The 18986-nt window shown below is 72.9% G+C and carries 13 protein-coding genes and 2 pseudogenes; 8 read left to right on the forward strand and 7 right to left on the reverse strand.

Features of this window, described 5'->3' with window-relative positions; genetic code table 11:
• Nucleotides 1-97: 97 nt before the first annotated feature.
• From ACQP2H_RS26475 to valS, 6 genes and pseudogenes are all read left to right on the forward strand, one after another.
• Nucleotides 98-463: pseudogene (locus ACQP2H_RS26475) on the forward strand (DNA-3-methyladenine glycosylase family protein); the annotation flags it as partial.
• A complete protein-coding gene (locus ACQP2H_RS26480) occupies nucleotides 460-972 on the forward strand; it encodes a methylated-DNA--[protein]-cysteine S-methyltransferase (protein ID WP_219464644.1) in 513 nt (170 codons plus the stop codon). The pseudogene ACQP2H_RS26475 and the gene ACQP2H_RS26480, both read left to right, overlap by 4 nt.
• Before the next feature lie 37 nt (nucleotides 973-1009).
• Nucleotides 1010-2818 carry an ABC transporter ATP-binding protein gene (locus ACQP2H_RS26485; protein WP_219464645.1) on the forward strand — a complete coding sequence of 603 codons (1809 nt, stop codon included), beginning with the start codon at nucleotides 1010-1012 and terminating at the stop codon, nucleotides 2816-2818.
• A 59-nt stretch (nucleotides 2819-2877) separates the two neighbouring features.
• The gene (locus tag ACQP2H_RS26490) at nucleotides 2878-4710 is read left to right on the forward strand and encodes an ABC transporter ATP-binding protein (protein WP_433233686.1); all 1833 of its coding nucleotides are present in this window, start codon (nucleotides 2878-2880) and stop codon (nucleotides 4708-4710) included.
• Between the two features lie 160 nt (nucleotides 4711-4870).
• Nucleotides 4871-6424, forward strand: coding sequence for a trypsin-like peptidase domain-containing protein (locus ACQP2H_RS26495; protein WP_433229303.1), 1554 nt, complete (start codon nucleotides 4871-4873; stop codon nucleotides 6422-6424).
• 243 nt (nucleotides 6425-6667) lie between these two features.
• Nucleotides 6668-9280, forward strand: coding sequence for a valine--tRNA ligase (gene valS, locus ACQP2H_RS26500; protein ID WP_433229305.1), 2613 nt, complete (start codon nucleotides 6668-6670; stop codon nucleotides 9278-9280).
• A gap of 215 nt (nucleotides 9281-9495) precedes the next feature.
• Here valS and ACQP2H_RS26505 read toward each other — a convergent pair whose 3' ends face one another.
• The 7 genes and pseudogenes from ACQP2H_RS26505 to ACQP2H_RS26535 form a co-directional block, all read right to left on the reverse strand.
• Nucleotides 9496-10206, reverse strand: a complete 711-nt coding sequence (locus tag ACQP2H_RS26505) for an ABC transporter permease (protein ID WP_208568005.1) — start codon at nucleotides 10204-10206, stop codon at nucleotides 9496-9498.
• Nucleotides 10206-11156 (reverse strand): ABC transporter ATP-binding protein, encoded by a 951-nt coding sequence (locus ACQP2H_RS26510; protein ID WP_219464650.1) that lies wholly within the window; start codon nucleotides 11154-11156, stop codon nucleotides 10206-10208. Before ACQP2H_RS26510 ends, ACQP2H_RS26505 begins: the two co-directional genes overlap by 1 nt.
• On the reverse strand, nucleotides 11153-12037 hold the full coding sequence (locus tag ACQP2H_RS26515) for an ABC transporter permease (protein WP_433229307.1): 885 nt from the start codon (nucleotides 12035-12037) through the stop codon (nucleotides 11153-11155). The genes ACQP2H_RS26510 and ACQP2H_RS26515 overlap by 4 nt, the downstream gene beginning before the upstream one ends.
• Nucleotides 12030-12851: pseudogene (locus tag ACQP2H_RS26520) on the reverse strand (ABC transporter ATP-binding protein); the annotation flags it as partial. The pseudogene ACQP2H_RS26520 and the gene ACQP2H_RS26515, both read right to left, overlap by 8 nt.
• Nucleotides 12852-13054: 203 nt before the next feature.
• The gene (locus ACQP2H_RS26525; RefSeq protein ID WP_433229309.1) at nucleotides 13055-14863 is read right to left on the reverse strand and encodes a CotH kinase family protein; all 1809 of its coding nucleotides are present in this window, start codon (nucleotides 14861-14863) and stop codon (nucleotides 13055-13057) included.
• Nucleotides 14863-15540, reverse strand: coding sequence for a DUF4956 domain-containing protein (locus ACQP2H_RS26530; protein ID WP_219464653.1), 678 nt, complete (start codon nucleotides 15538-15540; stop codon nucleotides 14863-14865). The genes ACQP2H_RS26525 and ACQP2H_RS26530 overlap by 1 nt, the downstream gene beginning before the upstream one ends.
• Before the next feature lie 6 nt (nucleotides 15541-15546).
• Complete coding sequence (locus ACQP2H_RS26535; protein WP_219464654.1) at nucleotides 15547-16473, reverse strand: polyphosphate polymerase domain-containing protein; 927 nt, start codon at nucleotides 16471-16473, stop codon at nucleotides 15547-15549.
• Nucleotides 16474-16648: 175 nt separating this feature from the next.
• On the opposite strand from ACQP2H_RS26535, the gene ACQP2H_RS26540 reads away from it, so the two are divergent.
• Both ACQP2H_RS26540 and cysC read left to right on the forward strand, forming a co-directional pair.
• Nucleotides 16649-17272, forward strand: coding sequence for a DM13 domain-containing protein (locus ACQP2H_RS26540; protein WP_433229312.1), 624 nt, complete (start codon nucleotides 16649-16651; stop codon nucleotides 17270-17272).
• Between the two features lie 127 nt (nucleotides 17273-17399).
• Complete coding sequence (cysC, locus tag ACQP2H_RS26545; protein ID WP_219464656.1) at nucleotides 17400-18929, forward strand: adenylyl-sulfate kinase; 1530 nt, start codon at nucleotides 17400-17402, stop codon at nucleotides 18927-18929.
• Nucleotides 18930-18986: the final 57 nt, after the last annotated feature.

Raw genomic sequence — 18986 nt, forward strand, 5'->3', positions numbered from 1 at the left:
ACGCAAACCTCTTGATCACCCCGGCGGGGCGGGCGGGGACGGCGGGGCGGGCGGGGGCGGCGGGGCGGGCAGTGGGGGGTGGGGGGTGTGGGGGGTTCCGGGGGCGGAGGAGGTGCTGGGGTTGCCGGATGCGGCGTTCGGGATGCCGGTCGCCCGACGGGAGACGATCCGGGCGCTCGCCCGGGCGGTCGCCGCCGGGGAGATCGACCTGGAACCGGGCGGGGACCGGGCCGAGACGGTACGACGGTTGACCGCGCTGCCCGGGATCGGCCCGTGGACGGCCGGTTACCTGGCCATGCGGGCTCTCGGCGACCCCGACGTGCTGCTCCCCACCGACCTCGCGATACGCCGGGGCGCCGCCGCCCTCGGCCTGCCCCACACCCCCACCACCCTGGACGCGTACGCCGACCGTTGGCGGCCCTGGCGGTCGTACGCGGCGATCAGACTCTGGAGAGCGGCATGACCACCATCGGCACCACCACCATGGACACCCCGGCCGGCCCGCTCAGCGTGCTGGTCGACCCGGACGGCGCGGTCCGGGCCGCCGGGTTCACCGCCGACCCGCAGAGCCTGCTGCCGTTGGTGCACCCGAGCCTGCGTGGCCCACTGGAGCCGTACGCCGACCTCGGGCCGGTGACCGCCGCCGTCCGCGCCTACCTCGACGGGGACCTGACCGCGATCGACGGGGTGCCGGTACGGCAGCAGAGCGGCGGCGCGTTCCAGACCCATGCGTGGACCGTGCTGCGCGACGTCAAGCCCGGTGAGCCGATCACCTACACCGGGTACGCCGCGCTGGCCGGCCGGCCCGCCGCGGTCCGGGCGGCCGCCGCCGCCTGTGCCCGTAACGCCGCCGCCCTCTTCGTCCCCTGTCACCGGGTGCTGCGCACCGACGGGACCCTCGGCGGCTACCGGTACGGGCTGCCGGTGAAGAAGTGGTTGCTCGGGCACGAGCGCCGGCTGACGGCAACCTGACAGCGGCATCGACGCGGATCGACGCTACCGTCGGGTAGTGCCTGCGCAGCGCGACGGCGACCCGGCCATCCCGAGGGCGGACGGCCGGGTCCCTCCGCTGCGCAACCTCTGGCGGCTGCGCCGCTACCTGCGCCCGTACGCCGCCGCGTACGTGCTGTTGCTGCTGGCCGCGCTGGCCGCGACGGGGGCGGGTCTCGCCGTACCCCTGGTGGCGCAGCGGGTGGTGGACGGGCCGATCGCCCGGCACGACCCGGCGGGGCTGCTCCGCCTCGGCGGGCTGGCCCTGCTGCTCGGGCTGGTCGAGGCGGTGCTGATCTTCATCCGGCGGTGGAGCCAGTCGTCCTCCTCGGTCGGCATGGAGGCGACCATCCGCGCCGACCTCTACGCCCACCTGCAACGCCTGCCGGCCGGCTTCCACGACCGCTGGCAGTCCGGGCAGCTGCTCTCCCGGGCGATCAGCGACCTGTCGGTGCTGCGCCGGTTCCTCTCCTTCGGCCTGCTGTTCCTGGTGCTCAACGTGGTCACCTACGTCGCCGTGGTGGCCCTTCTGCTCCGGCTGCACGGGCCGCTGGGGCTGCTGGTGGCCGCCAGCGCGGTGCCGCTGTTCCTGATCAGCCGCCGGTTCGGCCGGCACTACCACACGGCGTCGCGGCGGATGCAGGACCAGCAGGGCGACGTGGCCACCCTGGTCGAGGAGACCGCGCAGGGGCTGCGCACCATGAAGGCGTACGGGCGGGGGCCGGAGCTGGCCGACCGGTTCGCCGGGCGGGCCCGCGCGCTGCACGACACCGGCGTCGGCAAGGGCGCCCTGCTGGCCCGCGCGTCGGCCCTGTTCGACCTGGTGCCCAACCTGACCCTGGGGGCGACCCTGGTCGGCGGCGCGACGCTTGTCGCCCGGGGCACGTTGACCATCGGGGAACTGGTCGCGTTCGTCAGCCTCCAGCTCATGCTGATCTGGCCGGTGCAGTCGCTCGGTTGGATCATCGCCAACGGGCAGGAGGCGGCGACCGCGGCGGACCGCATCCAGGAGGTGCTGGACACCCCGCCGTCGATCGTGGACGCCCCGGACGCGGTCGCACTGACCCGGTCGGCGGTGCGCGGCCGGCTCCGCTTCGAGGGGGTGTCGTTCCGCTACCCGGGCAGCGCCGAACCGGTGCTGCGGGAGATCGAGCTGACCGTCGAGCCGGGCGAGACGCTGGCCCTGGTCGGGGCGACCGGCTGCGGCAAGAGCACCCTGCTCTCCCTGGTCCCCCGGCTCTACGACGTGACCGGCGGCCGGATCACCCTGGACGGACACGACCTGCGGGGGGTACGCCTGGATGCGCTGCGCCGGCTGGTCGGGGTGGCCTTCGAGGAGCCGACCCTGTTCTCCATGTCGGTCTGGGAGAACCTCACCCTGGGCTGCCCGGACGCGACCGGCGACGAGGTCCGGGCCGCGTTGGCGCTGGCCCAGGCCGACTTCGCGTACGACCTGCCGTGGGGGTTGGCGACCCGGGTGGGCGAGCAGGGCCTGTCGCTCTCCGGCGGGCAGCGGCAACGGTTGGCACTGGCCCGCGCGGTGCTCGGCCGGCCGGCGCTGCTGGTCCTCGACGACCCGCTCTCCGCCCTGGACGTGCAGACCGAGGCGCTGGTCGAGGCGGCGTTACGCCGGGTGCTGCGGGACACCACCGCGCTGCTGGTGGTGCACCGGCCGTCGACCGTCGCGCTGGCCGACCGGGTGGCGCTGCTCGACGGGGGGCGGATCACCGCCGTCGGCCGGCACTCCGAACTGCTGGCCACGGTGCCGGCGTACCGTGCGGTGCTCGCCGCCGAACCCTCGCCGGCACCGGGCCTGGTGCGTTCGTGAGCCGTCGACCACCGCGGCAGCACCCCCCGGCCGGTGACGACAGCCAGCCCGGCACCGCGTTGTCGCACTGGCGGGGCCGGGCCACCGACCCGGACGCCGACCGCAGCCGCGCCGAGGACGACTCCCCCGAGGCGGTGGCCCGGCTGCGGGGTCGCAGTCGGGCGCTGCTGCGGGACCTGCTCCGTCCGCACCGCCGGCCGTTGGGCGTGGCGGTGGCCCTGCTGCTGGCCCAGAACACCGCCGCGATGGCCGGTCCGTACCTGGTCATGCTCGGTATCGACCGGGCGGTGCCGCCGCTGCGGGCCGGCGACCCGGGTCCGTTGGCGGCCGTCGCGGGCGCGTTCGCCGTCGCGGCCGTCACCGAGTACGTCGCCCGGCGCAGCTACCTCACCCGCTCCGCCCGGATCGGCCAGGCCGTCCTGCTCGACCTGCGCCAGCGGGTGTACGGCCACCTGCTGACCCTCTCGGTCGGGTTCCACGAGCGGTACACCTCGGGTCGGGTGGTGTCCCGGCTCACCAGTGACGTGGACTCCATCGCCGAACTGGTCGACGGGGGGATCGACACCCTGGTCGCCGCCGCGCTGTCGGTGCTGTCGGTCGCCGCCATCCTGCTCTGGCTGGACCTGCCGCTGGCGGCGGTGACCCTGCTGGCGTTCCCGTTCCTTTACTGGCTGTCCCGCTGGTTCGCCCGGGCCTCGGCCCGGGCCTACCGGCACAGCCGGGAGGCGGTGGCGCTGGTGATCGTCCACTTCGTGGAGTCACTGCGCGGCATCCGTGCGGTGCAGGCGTTCCGGCGTGAGCCGCGCAACCAGCAGATCTTCGTGACGGTCAACGACGAGTATCGGCGGACCAGCCTGCACGGCTTCCGGCTGATCGCCACCTACTCGCCGGGGATCAAGGTGATCGGCAACGTGACCGTGGCGCTGGTGCTCGGGTACGGCGGTTGGCGGGTGCTGGGCGGCGCCACCGAGGTCGGGGTGCTCGCCGCGTTCCTGCTCTATCTGCGCCGGTTCTTCGAGCCGATGCAGGAGCTGAGCCAGTTCTACAACTCCCTCCAGTCGGCGACCGCCGCCCTGGAGAAGCTCGCCGGGGTGCTGGACGAGCAGCCCGGGGTGCCCGAACCGGCGTCGCCGGTGCCGTTGCCGGCCGGGCCGGGCCGGGGTGCGGTGACGTTCCACGCGGTGTCCTTCGGCTACCTGCCGCAGACGCCGATCCTGACCGGGTTGGACCTGGTCGTGCCGGCCGGGCAGACGGTCGCCCTGATCGGCCCGACCGGCGCCGGCAAGTCGACGGTGGCGAAGCTGCTCGCCCGGTTCCACGACCCGGACGCCGGCACGGTCGAACTGGACGGCGTCGACCTGCGGGACCTGTCCGACGCCGAGCTGCGGCGCGCGGTGGTGCTGGTGACCCAGGAGAACCACCTGTTCGGCGGCTCGGTGGCGGAGAACATCCGGTTCGGGCGGCCGGACGCCACCGACGCGGCGGTGCAGGCGGCGGCGCGGGCGATCGGTGCGCACGACTTCATCGCCGCCCTACCCGACGGGTACGCCACCGAGGTGCACCGGCGCGGCGGCCGGCTCTCCGCCGGGCAGCGGCAGCTCGTCGCGTTCGCCCGCGCGTTCCTGGCCGACCCCCGGGTGCTGATCCTCGACGAGGCCACGTCGTCGCTGGACGTGCCGACCGAGCGGTTGGTGCAGCGGGCGCTGTCCACCGTGCTGCGCGACCGCACCGCGCTGGTGATCGCGCACCGGCTCTCCACGGTGGAGACCGCCGACCGGGTGCTGGTCGTCGACTGTGGACGGATCGTCGAGGACGGCCCACCCGCCCGGCTCGCCACCACCGGTGGCCGGTACGCCGCGCTGCACCGGCAGTGGCGTGATTCGCTGGTCTGACCCGGCCGAGGGGCAGCCCGGTGGCCGTGGGACGACTAGACTCTGCCCGCATCGATGGGCCTCGCCCCCGTTTTCACCGGTCCGCCCGGTCGGGTGCGGCGGAGCCGATCACATCGCCGGCATACGGGGAGGTTGCGGCGTGCGGATCCGTGGACGAGTGGTGCTGGCAGCGGCATTGGCGCTGAGCACGATGGGGACGACAGGCGTGGCGTTGGCCGTGGACCGGGATGCCGGTGCGGCCACCGGCGCGACCGGGGGCACCTGGGCGGCGGGGACGGTCCCGGTCGCCGGGGAGGTCCGCGCGTCGGCCCGCGCCGACACGGCTGGCCGGGCGGCGGCGCCGGCCGCAGCACGCCCGGCGCCGGTGGTGACCCGCCCCGCGACCCAGGTCGCGCAGGCCGCCCCCGCCTCGGTGAGCTACCTGAGCGACCGTTACCGGGTCGCCCCGGGCGAGGCCGCCCGCCGGCTGGCCCTCCAGGAGCTGTCCGCGCCGCTGGCCGACACCCTCGCCGCCCGTTTCCCCGGTTCGTACGCCGGGATGTGGCTGGACCAGGCCGGTGGCGGGGTGCTCACCATCGCCGCCACCGATCCGGCACCGGTCACCGAGGCGGTCGCCGGCCTGCCCGACGCCCGGCACGTCACCGTCGTGCCGGTCCGCCACTCGCGGCGCGACCTCGACGCGGCGGCGGCCCGGCTGGCCGGGACGCTGGGCGTCACCGCCGGTCGGGACGTGCTGGTCGACGAGCGGGCCAACGAGGTGCTGGTGCTCACCGGCGACGCGGTGCCCGCCGACGACGCCCGGCTGGCCGGCACGCTCGACGCGGCCGGGGTGCCGGTGCGGGCCCGGGCCCGGCTCGACGACTCCGCGATCCCCAAGGCGTGCGACCCGCGCTACTGCGCCAAGGCGCCGATGCGGGGCGGCATCCGGCTCGACGTGCCCCGCGACGACGGCACCGTCGGCGGCTGCACCACCGGCTTCAACGTCCGGGCGAAGTCCGGGCAGTACTACGTGCTGACCGCCGGGCACTGCGTGGTCGGCGGCCGGCACCAGCGCGTCGACGACACCTGGCACCAGTTCCTCGGGCCGAAGGTGCCGGTGGGCCTGGAGTCGACCAACCCGGTGCTGGCCGAGAACGCCTTCCCCAACGACTACGCGGTCCTGCCGTACGCGAAGGGCGCGACGACCCGCTGGGCGTACCCGAGGCGGACCGTGGGCAACGCGCCGAGCCTGGTCAACTACTGGTGCGTGGCGGACAATCCGGCCTGCGCCAGCAAGGGCAGCCGCGACGTGCCGATCACCGGCGTCACGCCGTACTCCGCCGTGCAGGCCGGCTGGGTGGTCTGCGCCACCGGCTCGGCGTACACCCCGAAGGCCGGCGAGCAGTACGTCGACTCGGGCGCCGGAGCCGGCTACCTGCCGGGCACCCGCTGCGGTGAGGTCATCGGCAAGGCCAGTGGCGGCATCGACGTGCGGGTGTGCGCCCGGCCGGGTGACAGCGGCGGTCCGCTGTTCACCGAGTCCGACGGGCGGGCGCTGGGCATCCTGAACAACGGCGACCCCGGTGAGGGCCCCTGCACCAACCCGGACGAGAAGAACACCTACGCGCCGGTCTCGGTGATTCTCGACCGGGTCAACGGCCGCACCGGGCTCGGCTTCCAGATCGCCACCCAGGGCCCACTGCTCACCCCGCCGGTCGGCTCCTCGAACCGGTAACCCACCGGGTCCGGCCGGCTCCCCGAACCGTTAGGTCGACGGGTCCGGCCGGCTCCCCGAAGCGGTAGGTCGGCGGGTCGGGTCGGTCGACGGGTCGGGTCGGTCGCCGCGCCCGGCCCGCCCCACGTCGTACCGCACACCCGGCCCGCCACGACCCATGACGTGCCGGCACCCGGCGCGAGGAAGCCGGCACGCCGGGTAAAGCCGGTGGGCGGGAGGTCGCAGGCTGCCTACGATCGACCGATGACTGATACGGCGAGGACGGTCCGCGCCGGTGTGCCCGAACGTCCCACCCTGGACGGCATCGAGGAGCACTGGGCGCACCGCTGGCAGGAGGAGGGCACGTACGCGTTCGACCGGGAGAAGGCGACCGTAGCGGGTCGCGGGCCGGCGGGAACCCCGCGTCGGCACGGTCGCGGCGACGACGTGTACTCCATCGACACCCCGCCGCCGACCGTATCCGGCGAACTGCACATGGGGCACGTCTTCTCGTACACGCACACCGACACGGTGGCCCGGTTCCAGCGGATGCGCGGGCGCAACGTGTTCTACCCGATGGGCTGGGACGACAACGGCCTGCCCACCGAACGCCGGGTGCAGAACGTCTACGGGGTGCGCTGCGACCCGTCCCTGCCGTACGACCCGGCGTGGCAGCCGCCCGACGCCCCGGTCACCGAGGCCCGACGCCGGGAGCCGACGCCGATCTCCCGACGCAACTTCGTCGAGCTGTGCGAACGGTTGACCGCCGACGACGAGCAGGTCTTCGAGGCGCTCTGGCGGCGGCTCGGGCTGTCCGTGGACTGGTCGCTGACGTACACCACGATCGGGCGGGCGGCGCGGGCCACCTCGCAGCGGATGTTCCTGCGCAACCTGGCCCGGGGTGAGGCCTACCAGGCGGAGGCGCCGACGCTGTGGGACGTCGGGTTCGGCACCGCCGTGGCGCAGGCGGAACTGGAGGACCGGGAGCGCCCGGGGGCGTACCACCGGCTGCGGTTCACCGGGCCGGGCGGGCGGGAGGTGCTGATCGACACCACCCGGCCGGAGCTGCTGCCGGCCTGCGTGGCGCTGGTCTGCCACCCCGACGACGAGCGGTACGCCGACCTGGTGGGCGCGACGGTGCGTACCCCCGTGTTCGGGGTGGAGGTGCCGGTGCGCGCGCACCCGCTGGCGGACCCGGCGAAGGGCACCGGCGTCGCGATGGTGTGCACGTTCGGTGACCTGACCGACGTGACCTGGTGGCGGGACCTCGACCTGGAAACCCGGGTGGTGATCGGCCGGGACGGTCGGCTGCTGGCCGAGCCACCGGCCGACGTGCCGGCGGCCCCCTACGCGGCGTTGGCCGGGCAGCCGGTCAACGCCGCCCGCCGGGCCCTGGTGGAGCTGCTGCGCGAGGCCGGTGACCTGGTCGGCGAGCCGCGCGAGATCACCCATCCGGTGAAGTTCTACGAGCGCGGCGACCGGCCGTTGGAGATCGTCTCGACGCGGCAGTGGTATCTGCGCAACGGCGGCCGGGACGCCGGGCTGCGGGCGGAGCTGCTGGCCCGGGGTGACGAGCTGCGCTGGGTGCCGGAGCACATGGGGCACCGCTACGCGCACTGGGTGGGTGGGCTGACCGGTGACTGGCTGGTCAGCCGGCAGCGCTTCTTCGGGGTGCCGGTGCCGGTGTGGTACCGGCTCGACGCCGTTGGCGAGCCGGACCACGCCAACCCTCTCACACCGGACGAAGCGTCGTTGCCGATCGACCCGTCCAGCGAACCGCCGCCCGGCTACGACGAATCGCAGCGCGGCGTGCCGGGCGGTTTCGTCGGCGACCCGGACGTGTTGGACACCTGGGCCACCTCGTCGTTGACCCCGCAGATCGTCGGCGGCTGGGAGACCGACCCGGAGTTGTTCGACCGGATCTTCCCGATGGACCTGCGCCCGCAGGGGCAGGAGATCATCCGGACCTGGCTCTTCGCCACCGTGGCCCGCGCCCACCTGGAACACGGGGTGCTGCCCTGGCGGGACGCGGTGTTGTCCGGCTGGATCCTCGACCCGGACCGCAAGAAGATGTCCAAGTCCAAGGGGAACGTCGTCACCCCGATGGCGCTGCTGGAGCAGCACGGGTCGGACGCGGTCCGCTACTGGGCGGCCAACGGCCGCCCCGGCATGGACCTGGCCTTCGACCCGGCGCAGATCAAGGTGGGGCGGCGACTGGCCACCAAACTGCTCAACGCGTCGAAGTTCGCGCTCGGCCTCGGTGCCGGCGACGCCCTGCGCGCCCCGGCGACCACCCCGCTGGACACCGCCATGCTCGCCGAACTGTCCGCCGTGGTCAGCACCGCGACGACCGCCTTCGACGGGTACGACCACACGACCGCCCTACAGGCCACCGAGGCGTTCTTCTGGCGGTTCTGCGACGACTACATCGAGTTGGTGAAGGAACGCGCCTACGGCACCGGGCCGGGTGCCGACTCGGCCCGGGCGGCACTCGCCACCGCCCTGTCGGTGCAGCTACGGCTCTTCGCCCCGGTGCTGCCGTACGTGACCGAGGAGGTCTGGTCGTGGTGGCGGTACGGCTCGGTGCACCGGTCGACCTGGCCCACCACGTACGAGGTGGACCGGGCCATCACCGGCACCGGTGACCCGGCCCTGCTCCGGCTGGCCGGGGACGCCCTGGCCCAGATCCGCCGGGCCAAGTCCGACCGCAAGTTGTCGATGCGGGCGGAGATCCCGCTGGCCGAGGCGTTGGGCCCGGCGGCCCTGCTCGACCAGCTCACCCTGATCGCCGACGACGTGCGCGCCGCCGGCCGGATCACCACCCTCGACCTGCTCCCCGACCGCACGTCCGAGCTGGTGATCGCCAGCGCCTTCTGACCGGCAGGGCCCCGCACGGGGTCGGCATGGCCGCGCGGGGTCGGCGACCCCGCGCGGAGGTTCGCAATATCGCCGATATAGCGGTGTCAGCGTGGGGCGGATGCCGCTATATCGGCGCACCTGTGTCGATCATGCTGCCCCATCCGGCCCGCCCAGCCCAGTCGCACCACCGCCCGGCCCGGGACAAGGCTGCCGGGCCGGGCGGGGTGCCGGGATCAGCTGGTTTCGCCGGCGACGCTGAAGGAGCGGAGCCGGTCGATCGCCAGGACGGTGAAGCCGACGCTCACCAGGGCGATCAACACGACCGCCACCGGCACCGAGACGGTCGTCGACAGCAGTGCCGTGGGGGCCATCCGGTCGGCCAGGGCGATCACCCACTGCTGGATCGACAGCACCCTGGTGCCGCTGACGAAGTTGCCCAGCAGCCCCTCCCAGATCAGCACGTACACCAGGCCGAGCAGCACCGGCCGCCGGGTGACCAGGCTGAGCGCCAGGAACAGCGCCGAGTAGGCCAGCGCACCCAGCGCCGAAGCGGCGGCGAGGGCCAGGCCGAGGCGTACCGAGTCGGCGAGCACGCCCGCGACGTAGAGCGGCACGGCGACGGTGACCGCGCTGACCCCGGCGGCCACGGCGAGTTTCGGCAGCACGATCTGCCAGCGCGGCAGCGGCTTGGTCAGGATGTGCACCACCGTGCCGTCGTCGATCTCCGCGCCCAGCACGCCGGTGCCGACGATGAGCGCCACCACCGGCAGCACCACGGCCAGACCGAGGCCGACCAGCACCGGCGACGCCCACTCGCCCGGGTCCACCCCGAGCGACCGGCAGAGCACGGCGAGCAGCACCAGCACCGCCGGCAGCGGCAGCAGCATGAGGAACCGGCGACGGCCGAAGAGCCCACGCGCGGTGATCCAGGAAACGGTTGACATCAGGCCTCCACCAGGTAGGAGAAGACGCTCTCCAGGGACTCGTCCTCGGGGGTCAACTGCCGGACCCGGATCTGCCGGGCGAGCGCGATCTTGGGCAGCGCCCGGGTGAACGCGCCGTAGTCGCCGGCCCGTACGGTCAGGCCGGTCTTGTCCAGCTCGACGCCGGTGACCGACGGGTCGGCCATCAGCGCCACGGCCAGCGCCCGGTCGTCGGTGGAGCGGACCGCGAAGACGTGCGGTCGGTTGGTCATCAGCCGGCGGATGGTCCGGAAGTCGCCGGAGGCGGCCAGCCGCCCGGCGACCATCACCTGCACCGTGCCGGAGACCTGCTCGACCTCCTCCAGGATGTGCGAGCTGAACAGGATGGTCCGCCCGGCGTCGCCGAGGGAGTGCAGCAGACCCATCATGTGCAGCCGCTGGCGCGGGTCCATCCCGTTGAACGGCTCGTCGAGCAGCAGCACCTGCGGGTCGTGCACCAGCGCGGCGGCCACCCGGGTACGTTGCCGCATCCCCTTGGAGTACGTGCCGATCCGGCGGTCCTGAGCGTCGGTCATCTCGACCAGCTCGATCGCCCGGCGGGCCGCGGCCTGCGGGTCGGGCAACCGGTGCAGCTTCGCACTGGCCAGCACGAACTCCTTGGCGGTGAGGAAGGAGTGCACCGCCTCCCGCTCGCTGACCAGCCCGAGCTGCCGGTAGACACCGGGATTGCGCCAGGTCGACTCGCCGTCGAGGGTGAGCGTGCCCCGGGACGGGGCGAGGAAGCCGGCCATCATGTGCAGCAGGGTGGTCTTGCCTGCGCCGTTCGGGCCGAGCAGGCCGGTCACCCCGGGGCCCAGCCGCATGGTGACGTCGTTGACCGCCACCACGTTGCCGTACCAGCGGGAGACCCCGACGAGATCCAGGGTGCTGGTGGTGACCGCCGGCCGGGCGTCGGTGTCGAGTGTGGTCATCGGGCGGCCACCTTCCGGTATCGCAGCAGCAGCAGGGCGGTGCAGGCGGTGACCAGCAGCACGGCGACGATCGCGTAGACCGGGCCGAAGCTGCCGATCGGCATCCCGCCGCCCTGTCCCTCGGGCACCAGCAGGTCACCGAGCGCCCAGGTGCCCACCCCGCCGACCAGCGTCGACGGCGAGGCGAGGAAGGCCAGCTCGTTGACCGCGCGGGACGGCAGGATCGACAGCACGCCGACGACCGGGGTGGTCATCAGGAAGACCGCCACGATCCCACCGGCGGCGAAGGCCCGCTTGCCGGTGAGCGAGGCGACCAGCAGACCGATCGAGGCGAAGACCACCGCCCACAGCCCGGCGTAGAGCAACCCGGGCAGCAGGTCCAGCAGCTCGTTCCAGGTCCCGCGCAGGCCGTCGGGGGTGGTGAACGCCGCCCCCAGGAACATCACCAGCTGCGGCCCGCCCAGCAGCAGCCAGATCGCGCTGACCAGGGAGAGCAGCTTGGCCAGCGCGTAGTCGTCGCGCGGCAGCGGCCGGGAGAAGTAGAGCGGGAGCACGCCGCTGCGCAGGTCCCGGGAGACCAGCTCGGGGGCGGCCACCGCGACGAAGAAGATGACCAGCCAGCTCATCGCGTCGGCGAACTGGGCGTACGTCATCACCACCTCGCCGAGCTGGCTGCGGACGGCGGTAAGGCCCGCGGCCACCACGGTCACGATGCCGACGACCAGCCAGGGGAAGATCTTCGCCTTGGCGCTGCGGCCCAACCCGAAGACCGTCCGCAGGCCGTGCCCGTAGAGCGCGCCGAAGACGTGCCGGCGGCCCAGCCTCGGGCCGGTGTACCGCTGGTAGCCGATGTCGTGGATGACGCCGGTCGGCTCAGGCATTGCTGGGCTCCCTCGGGGCGAAGAGTTCGGCCACCCGGTGCCGGCGCTGGTCCAGCCGGTGCAGCGGCAGGTCCAGCTCGGCGACCACGCCGAGGATCAGGTCGTAGGTACGCTCGTCGACCAGCGGGACGAGCAGCATCCGGCCGTCGCGGGTCACCGGCAGGTCGAGCGCGGCGAGCCGGCCGGCCAGCTGGTCGGTGCCCTCGCTGACCTCGACGGCGAGCAGGTCGGTGGCCGAGGTCATCGCGTCGATCCGGTCGGCGCGCAGGAGCCGGCCACCGTCGATGGCGATCAGGGTGTCGCAGATCCGCTCCACCTCGCCGAGCAGGTGCGAGCAGACCAGCACGGAGATGCCGAATTCGGTGCCGATCCGGTGGACCAGGGCGAGCATGGCGTCCCGGCCGGCCGGGTCGAGGCCGTTGGTGGGCTCGTCGAGCAGCAGCAGGTCCGGGTCGTGCACCAGGGCCTGGGCGAGCTTGACCCGCTGCTTCATCCCGGTGGAGTAGCCGCCGACCGGCCGGTACCGCTCCTCGTAGAGGCCGACGTGCCGCAGCGTCTCGGAGGCGCGCTCGCGGGCCACCGTCCGGGGCAGGCCGCTCATCCGCCCGAGGTGGGTGACGAGTTCGGCGGCGGACAGGTCGGGTGGGAGCGCCTCGTGCTCCGGCATGTAGCCGACCCGGGCGCGGACCGCCGCCGGGTCGGTGGTGGGGTCGAGGTCGAGCACGGAGACCCGTCCGCTGGTCGGCGGGAGCAGGCCCAGCAGGATCTTTATCAGGGTCGACTTGCCGGCGCCGTTGGCGCCGACCAGCCCGATGATCCCCGGCTCGACCGCGACGGTGAGGTCGGTCAACGCGGTGACCCGGCCCCCGTACGTCTTGGTCAGCGACTCGGTCGCGATCAGTGTCACGCCGCCAGCCTAGGGAGGCGGCACCCTGGCGGGTATCCGGAATCGCCCGGGGACTTCCCTGAGGTCGGTGACGGGACGCGGGCCTGGTGCCGGCCCGCGTCCCGTCGGCTTCAGCTCCGGGTGATCACCTCGTGCTTGCCCAGGCTCTCGGTCCGCTGGCCGATAAGGGTGCGTAGCTGGGCCACGTCGGAGTCGACGGCGGCGGCGTCCGCCCCATCGACCTTCTTCAGCACCGTGCTGATCGCGGTGAGTGACTCCGCCGCCTTCCCGCTGCCGAAGACCTGTTGGTACAGCTCCCGGTAGGCGTCCTCGTAGGTCGCCTTGAAGGCGTCGCTGGCGAGGAAGCGCTCCTTGAGCTTGTGGCCCATCATCATCCCGCCGCGCGGGCCACCACCCTCGTTGTCCGCACCCCGGGCACCCGGCCCGGCTGGCTGCCCGGGTGGCGCTCCGGCCTGCTGACCCGGCTGCTGACCGGCCTGTTGCCCCGGCTGCTGGCCCGGCCCGCCCGGTGCTGCCTGGTCCGTGACCGCACCGTTGGCACCGGCCGCGCCGGGGAAGCCCCGGCCCGGGCCGAACCCGCCGCTGTCGTGCGGGCCCTGGCTGGCGTTGCCGCTGAAGGTCAGGTTGTGGTCCCAGCTGATCACGCTGAACTTCTTCGTCCCCAGGTCGTACCAGAGGTAGTAGTTCTTCCCCGGGCCGGCCATGTCGTCGAAGTTGAGCAGCAGGTTCTGCAACGCGACGTACCGGGCGAAGGACGCCACGTCCACCCTGTCGGCGAGGTGCGCGTCGAACTCCTCGTCGCTGGCCGAGTTCACCCACCGGATCAGGTTGATCACCGGTTGCAGGTCCTGACTGCCCTTCATGGTGATCTGCTTGAAGTCGTCGGCGTACTCGGTCGGATCGTCGCCCTGGTCGGTGAAGCTGCCGCTGGCCAGCGACTTGTAGAGCACCCCTGTGCCGTCCATCTGATCGGCGAAGTGCTCGTCCGGGTGCTCGACCAGCAGCCGGGCGGTGGTGGGCCGGTCGTTGACGGTGAACGAGGAGTACGCGTACCGCTGCGCGGGCTCACCCGTGGCGTCGAGCAGCGACAACGACAGGGCCTCGTTGAGCACCGTCGAGCCGCCGCCCATACCGCCCACCCGGACGGCCACCTCCCGGTGCCCCTGGTAGCGCCGGCCGTCGACGAACTCGTCGAAGCTGAGCAGCCACGGCAACGTCTCCGGCTCCTCGGCCTTCAACGCCGCCCGGGTCATCCCACCGGGGAACTGACCACCACCGGCCTGCTGACCGCCGCCGGCCTGCTCGCCTGTTCCGGGCTGCTGAGTGCCGGGAGCAGCCCCGTCCGGCAGCCCGCCGTCGGGGAATCCTGCGCCCTGCGGCAGCCCGCCGTCGGGGAATCCTGCGCCCTGCGGCGGCCCGCCGTCGGGTGGCCCGCCCGGGAACCCGCCGCCCGGTCGCGGCCCACCGCCGTTCTCACCCCGGCCCCCGGAGGGCCGCGTCTCGCCCTTCCAACTGAGCTGGCCGAGCGTCGAGTTGCCCTTGAGTCGGATGCCCACGCTGGGGATCGTGGTCCCGTCGACGGTCAGGTCGGCCTCGACGTACCCCTTCTCGCCCTCCTTCCAGTAGGCGTCGAGCATCCGCTCGTAGTCGGCGTTGCGGAACGTCAGCGAGATCTCGTGCGCGCGACCGGCGTCGAAGAGGTCGACGGTGCCGGGGATGTCCACGCTCACCACGTCGCCCCCGGAGCCCCCGGCACTTGTCACGTAGGGGCGGATCCGTTCCGTCCCCAGCACCAGGGTCAGTACGGCGAGGAAGGCCGCGCAGGTGGTGAGCAGCTTCCAGTTCTGCCGCACCCGGACCGGCAGTCGGCGACGCAGCCGGGGCGGCAGCACCGACCGGGTACGCAGGGACTGCGCCATCACAGGTCCGTCTGGTCGTAGCCGGTCAGCACGGTCACCCGCTGGCCCGAGGTCCGCTCGCTGAGCGCGCTGATCAGGTCACCCGGCTCGCCGCCCTTCTTCAACCGGACCGTGTACGTCATCTCGGTGAGCGCACCGGCCCGGATCGTCTCCATGCTGACCAGTTCGAATTCGGTGGTGTGCCGGACCAGCACGTCCTGGATGTCAGCGGTGTGGTTGCCGCCGGCCGGGACCTGGACCTTGACGACCTGCCGCTGCACGTTGAGCGCGAACCAGTTGAACCGGTACATCACCACGATGATCAGGCTGATCGCCACGGCGGCGACGACGGCCAGGCTGTAGAACCGGGTGCCGCAGGCCATCCCGACGCCCATCACCAGGAAGATGAAGCCGACGTCGCGGGTCTCCTTGATGGCGTTGCGGAACCGCACCACTGACAGCGCGCCGACCAGGGCGAAGGCCCGAGCGATGTTGGAGCCCACCACCAGCATGATCAGCGAGATCAGCATGCCCAGGATGATCAGCGTCTGGACGTACGACTGGCTGTACGACACGTTGCGGTGGGTGGACCGGTAGACCCAGCCGATCATGGCGCTGAGCAGGAAGGACAACGACAGCGTGAGGGCGATGTCGCCCGTGCTGAAGGTGCCGGACAGGTCCTGGAACGTGATGTCCATCGGGGTTCAGGCCTCGCTTCTCGGGGTGGGGGCCACCAGGTCGGCGGCGGGATCGGCATCCTGGACGTGGAAGATCGAGCGCGGCACGCGGCCGAACGCCTCGACGCTCTGGCAGTACTTGGAGACCCGCACCACCGACAGCTCGGCCCGGCCGGCCAGGTCGGTGAGCCAGTACGGGACCCGTTCGTTCGCCTTGACCTCGACGATCGACTTCGAGGCCGGAATGATCAGGCGGTTCTCGGCGTCCGCGCCGAGGTGGAAGTCGCGGTCCCGGCCGCGCACCCGGTGGTCGAGGGTGACCCGCAGGCCCAGGTCGGCTGCTTGGCCGACGAACGCCTCACGCTGGTAGCCGGTCATCGCCACCGGACGCAGGTCGAGGCCGGAGACGAGTCCCAGCACCTCCTCGACGAAACCGCGCTGGGAGGGATCGTGTTCGATCATGACGCGCTCGTCGCAGAGTTGGCGGGCCACCCGATAGGGCACGGCGATCCGGCGCTTCTGGGTGACCCGGTTGACCCGCTGCTTGATCTCGACGTGCACGGTCCCGTCGTCGGTCACGCCGGACCGGTCGCCGTAGTGGCGTACCCGCAGCTTGCGACGGAACTTCAGCCCCTCGATCTTCTCCCAGTAGAAACGCAGGTCGGTGGTGTCGTAGTAGACGCTCCAGACGCCGTAGCCACCGTCACCGCCGTGCGCGTCGGGCGTCATCCGGGCGGCGAGTGCGGCCCGCAACGCCGGTACCTTCGTCGTCTCGACCAGGTACTTGATCTCGTACCGGTTGAACGCGTGCAGCTTGCTCGGCGCCCGGAGGGCGTGGCCGGCGTGGTCGGTGTCACCAGCAGGGGGCGACGACTCGCGGTGCCCTCGGGCGGAGGGTTCGGCGATGGTGGACGGATCGGATCCGGGGGTCCGGCGGGGGAATCGTAGTCGCATGCGGTGGGCGCTCTCTGGTCGCGAAGGGGTCGCCGGCAGCTAAGGCGACCGGACCGGAAAGTCGATGTGAACGACCTATGAACGAGCTATGGATCGTGGATGTCCGACGACGGTAAGGCTTTCGTAACGCCGCCGGCCGGTGCCCGGCCGCCGCGGTCCGGCAAGACTGGGCGGCATGTCCCGTCGACCGTTTCGTACCCCGCTGACCTGGGTCGCCGTCGCCGTCGCCGTCCTCGGTGTCGGCGTCGCCTTCGGCCTGTACTGGTTCCAACCCTGGAAGGTGGTGACCGACAACCAGGTCGACGAGCAACTCTCCGAGGTGGACGCCGCCCCGGCCGGCACCACCCCGACCGACGCCCCCGGCGGCACGCCCACCGGGACCACCCCCGCCGGCACCACGCCGACCACCGGCACCCCCGCCGGCAGCCCCACCAGCACCCGGCCGGTGGTGGTCAGCCGGGGAGAGTTCGTCAGTCATGAACACGACACCTCGGGCACCGCCCGGATCGTCCGTACCGCAGACGGGGGGCACCGGCTGGAACTGGTCGGGTTGGACACCTCCAACGGCCCCGACCTGAAGGTCTGGCTGACCGACCAGCCGGTCCGCACCGGCCGGGCCGGCTGGGGCGTGTTCGACGACGGCCGCCGGGTTGAGCTGGGCCGACTCAAGGGCAACAAGGGCGACCAGGCGTACGCCATCCCGTCCGGTGCCGACCCCGCCGGGCTGACGAGTGTCGCGATCTGGTGTCAGAGATTCGCCGTCTCGTTCGGTGCCGCACCCCTGGTTCCGGTGGGTTGACCTCGCTCATCGACCGGTCGACACCCTCCCCCGTTGATCCACTTCCGGGTCGGCAGTGGAGTGGCGCTCTCGACCGATCGCCGGCCGACTGAGAAACTGTGATCCGGCCAGCGAGTGAGGGGTACGGATGAGCAACGGTTCAGTGCTGCCCGAGGACGTGCTGCGGGATGCCCCCGCGTACGCGCCGCGCCCCGGTGAGCTGGCCGATCTGGAGTTGCTGCTGAGCGGGGCGTACACCCCGCTGGCCGGCTTCATGACCCGCGCCGACCTGGCCTCGCTACAGCGTCGCGGTCGGCTGGCCGACGGCACCTCCTGGCCGGTCCCGGTGACCCTCCAGGTGCCCACCGCCGTCGCCGACGGGCTGGACCAGGCCGACCCGGGCCGGCGGACGCTGGTGCTCACCGACGGCGAGGGTGCCCCGGTGGCGGCCCTTGAGGTGACCGACGTCTGGCCGGTCCGCGAGGGTGTGGCCGGGCTGGGCGGCCCGGTCCGCCGGCTCGGCGACGGCGGGCACGGCCCGTTCCAGCGGCTGCGCCGGGGTCCGGAGGAGATCCGACCGCTGCTGCCCCCGGGACGGGTGCTCGGGGTGATCGCCGACCGGCCGCTGCACCGGCCGCAGCTGGCGCAGATCGCGCACGCGGCCCGTACCCTCGGCGCGCACCTGCTGGTGATGATCCCGGTCGGCGAGGACGGCGCGGGTGGGTTGCCCACCGAGGCCCTGGTCCGCAGCGTTTTCGCCGCCCGGGACCGGATGCCCCCGGCGACCCTGGTCGCGGTGCCGCTGCCCCGCCGCGCCGACGAGATCAGCGACGCCCTGTTGCGGGCGAGGATCTCCGCCGCGTACGGGGTGACCCACCTCCTCTCCACCGGCGCCATGCTCTCCGGGGCGGGGCTGCGGGTGCTGGTCCCCCGCGAGCTGGCCTACGACAGCCGGGACGGCCAGTGGCGCTGGCGGGACGACATCCCGCCGCGTAACCGCAAGCTGGCGCTGAGCGAGGCGGAGATCGACGACCTGCTCGACCGGGGGTTCCCGCTGCCCGAGTGGCACACCCCGCCGGCAGTGGCCAAGGAGCTCGCCCGGGCCCGCCCGCCGCGCCGGCACCGGGGGCTGGTGGTCTTCCTGACCGGGCTCTCCGGTTCCGGCAAGTCGACCATCGCCCGGGGGCTCGCCGACCTGCTCCGGGAGCAGGGCGAGCGCACGATCACCCTGCTCGACGGCGACGTGGTACGCCGGGAGTTGTCGGCCGGGTTGACCTTCAGCCGGGCCGACCGGGACGCCAACGTCCGGCGGATCGGCTGGGTGGCGGCCGAGATCGCCAGGCACCGGGGGGTGGGCATCTGCTGCCCGATCGCCCCGTACGCCCAGGCCCGGGCCGCCGTGCGGGAGATGGCCCGGTCCGCCGGGGCGGGGTTCCTGCTGGTGCACGTGGCCACCCCGTTGGAGGTCTGTGAGCAGCGCGACCGCAAGGGGCTGTACGCCCGCGCCCGGGCCGGCCTGCTCACCGGGATGACCGGCATCGACGACCCGTACGAGACGCCGACCGATGCCGATCTGGTGGTCGACACCACCGGCCAGAGCATCGAGGAGGCGGTGCAGGCGGTGATGAACCATCTCACCGAGACCGGCTGGGTGGAGCCGCGCCTGCCGTCCGCCTGACCTCGGGGGTTCCACTTCCGCCGCTGCCTGCTGCGCGCTAGTGTTCAATCTTGTTTG

This window comes from Micromonospora sp. CA-248260 (assembly GCF_050942205.1).
Taxonomy (GTDB): domain Bacteria; phylum Actinomycetota; class Actinomycetes; order Mycobacteriales; family Micromonosporaceae; genus Micromonospora; species Micromonospora antibiotica.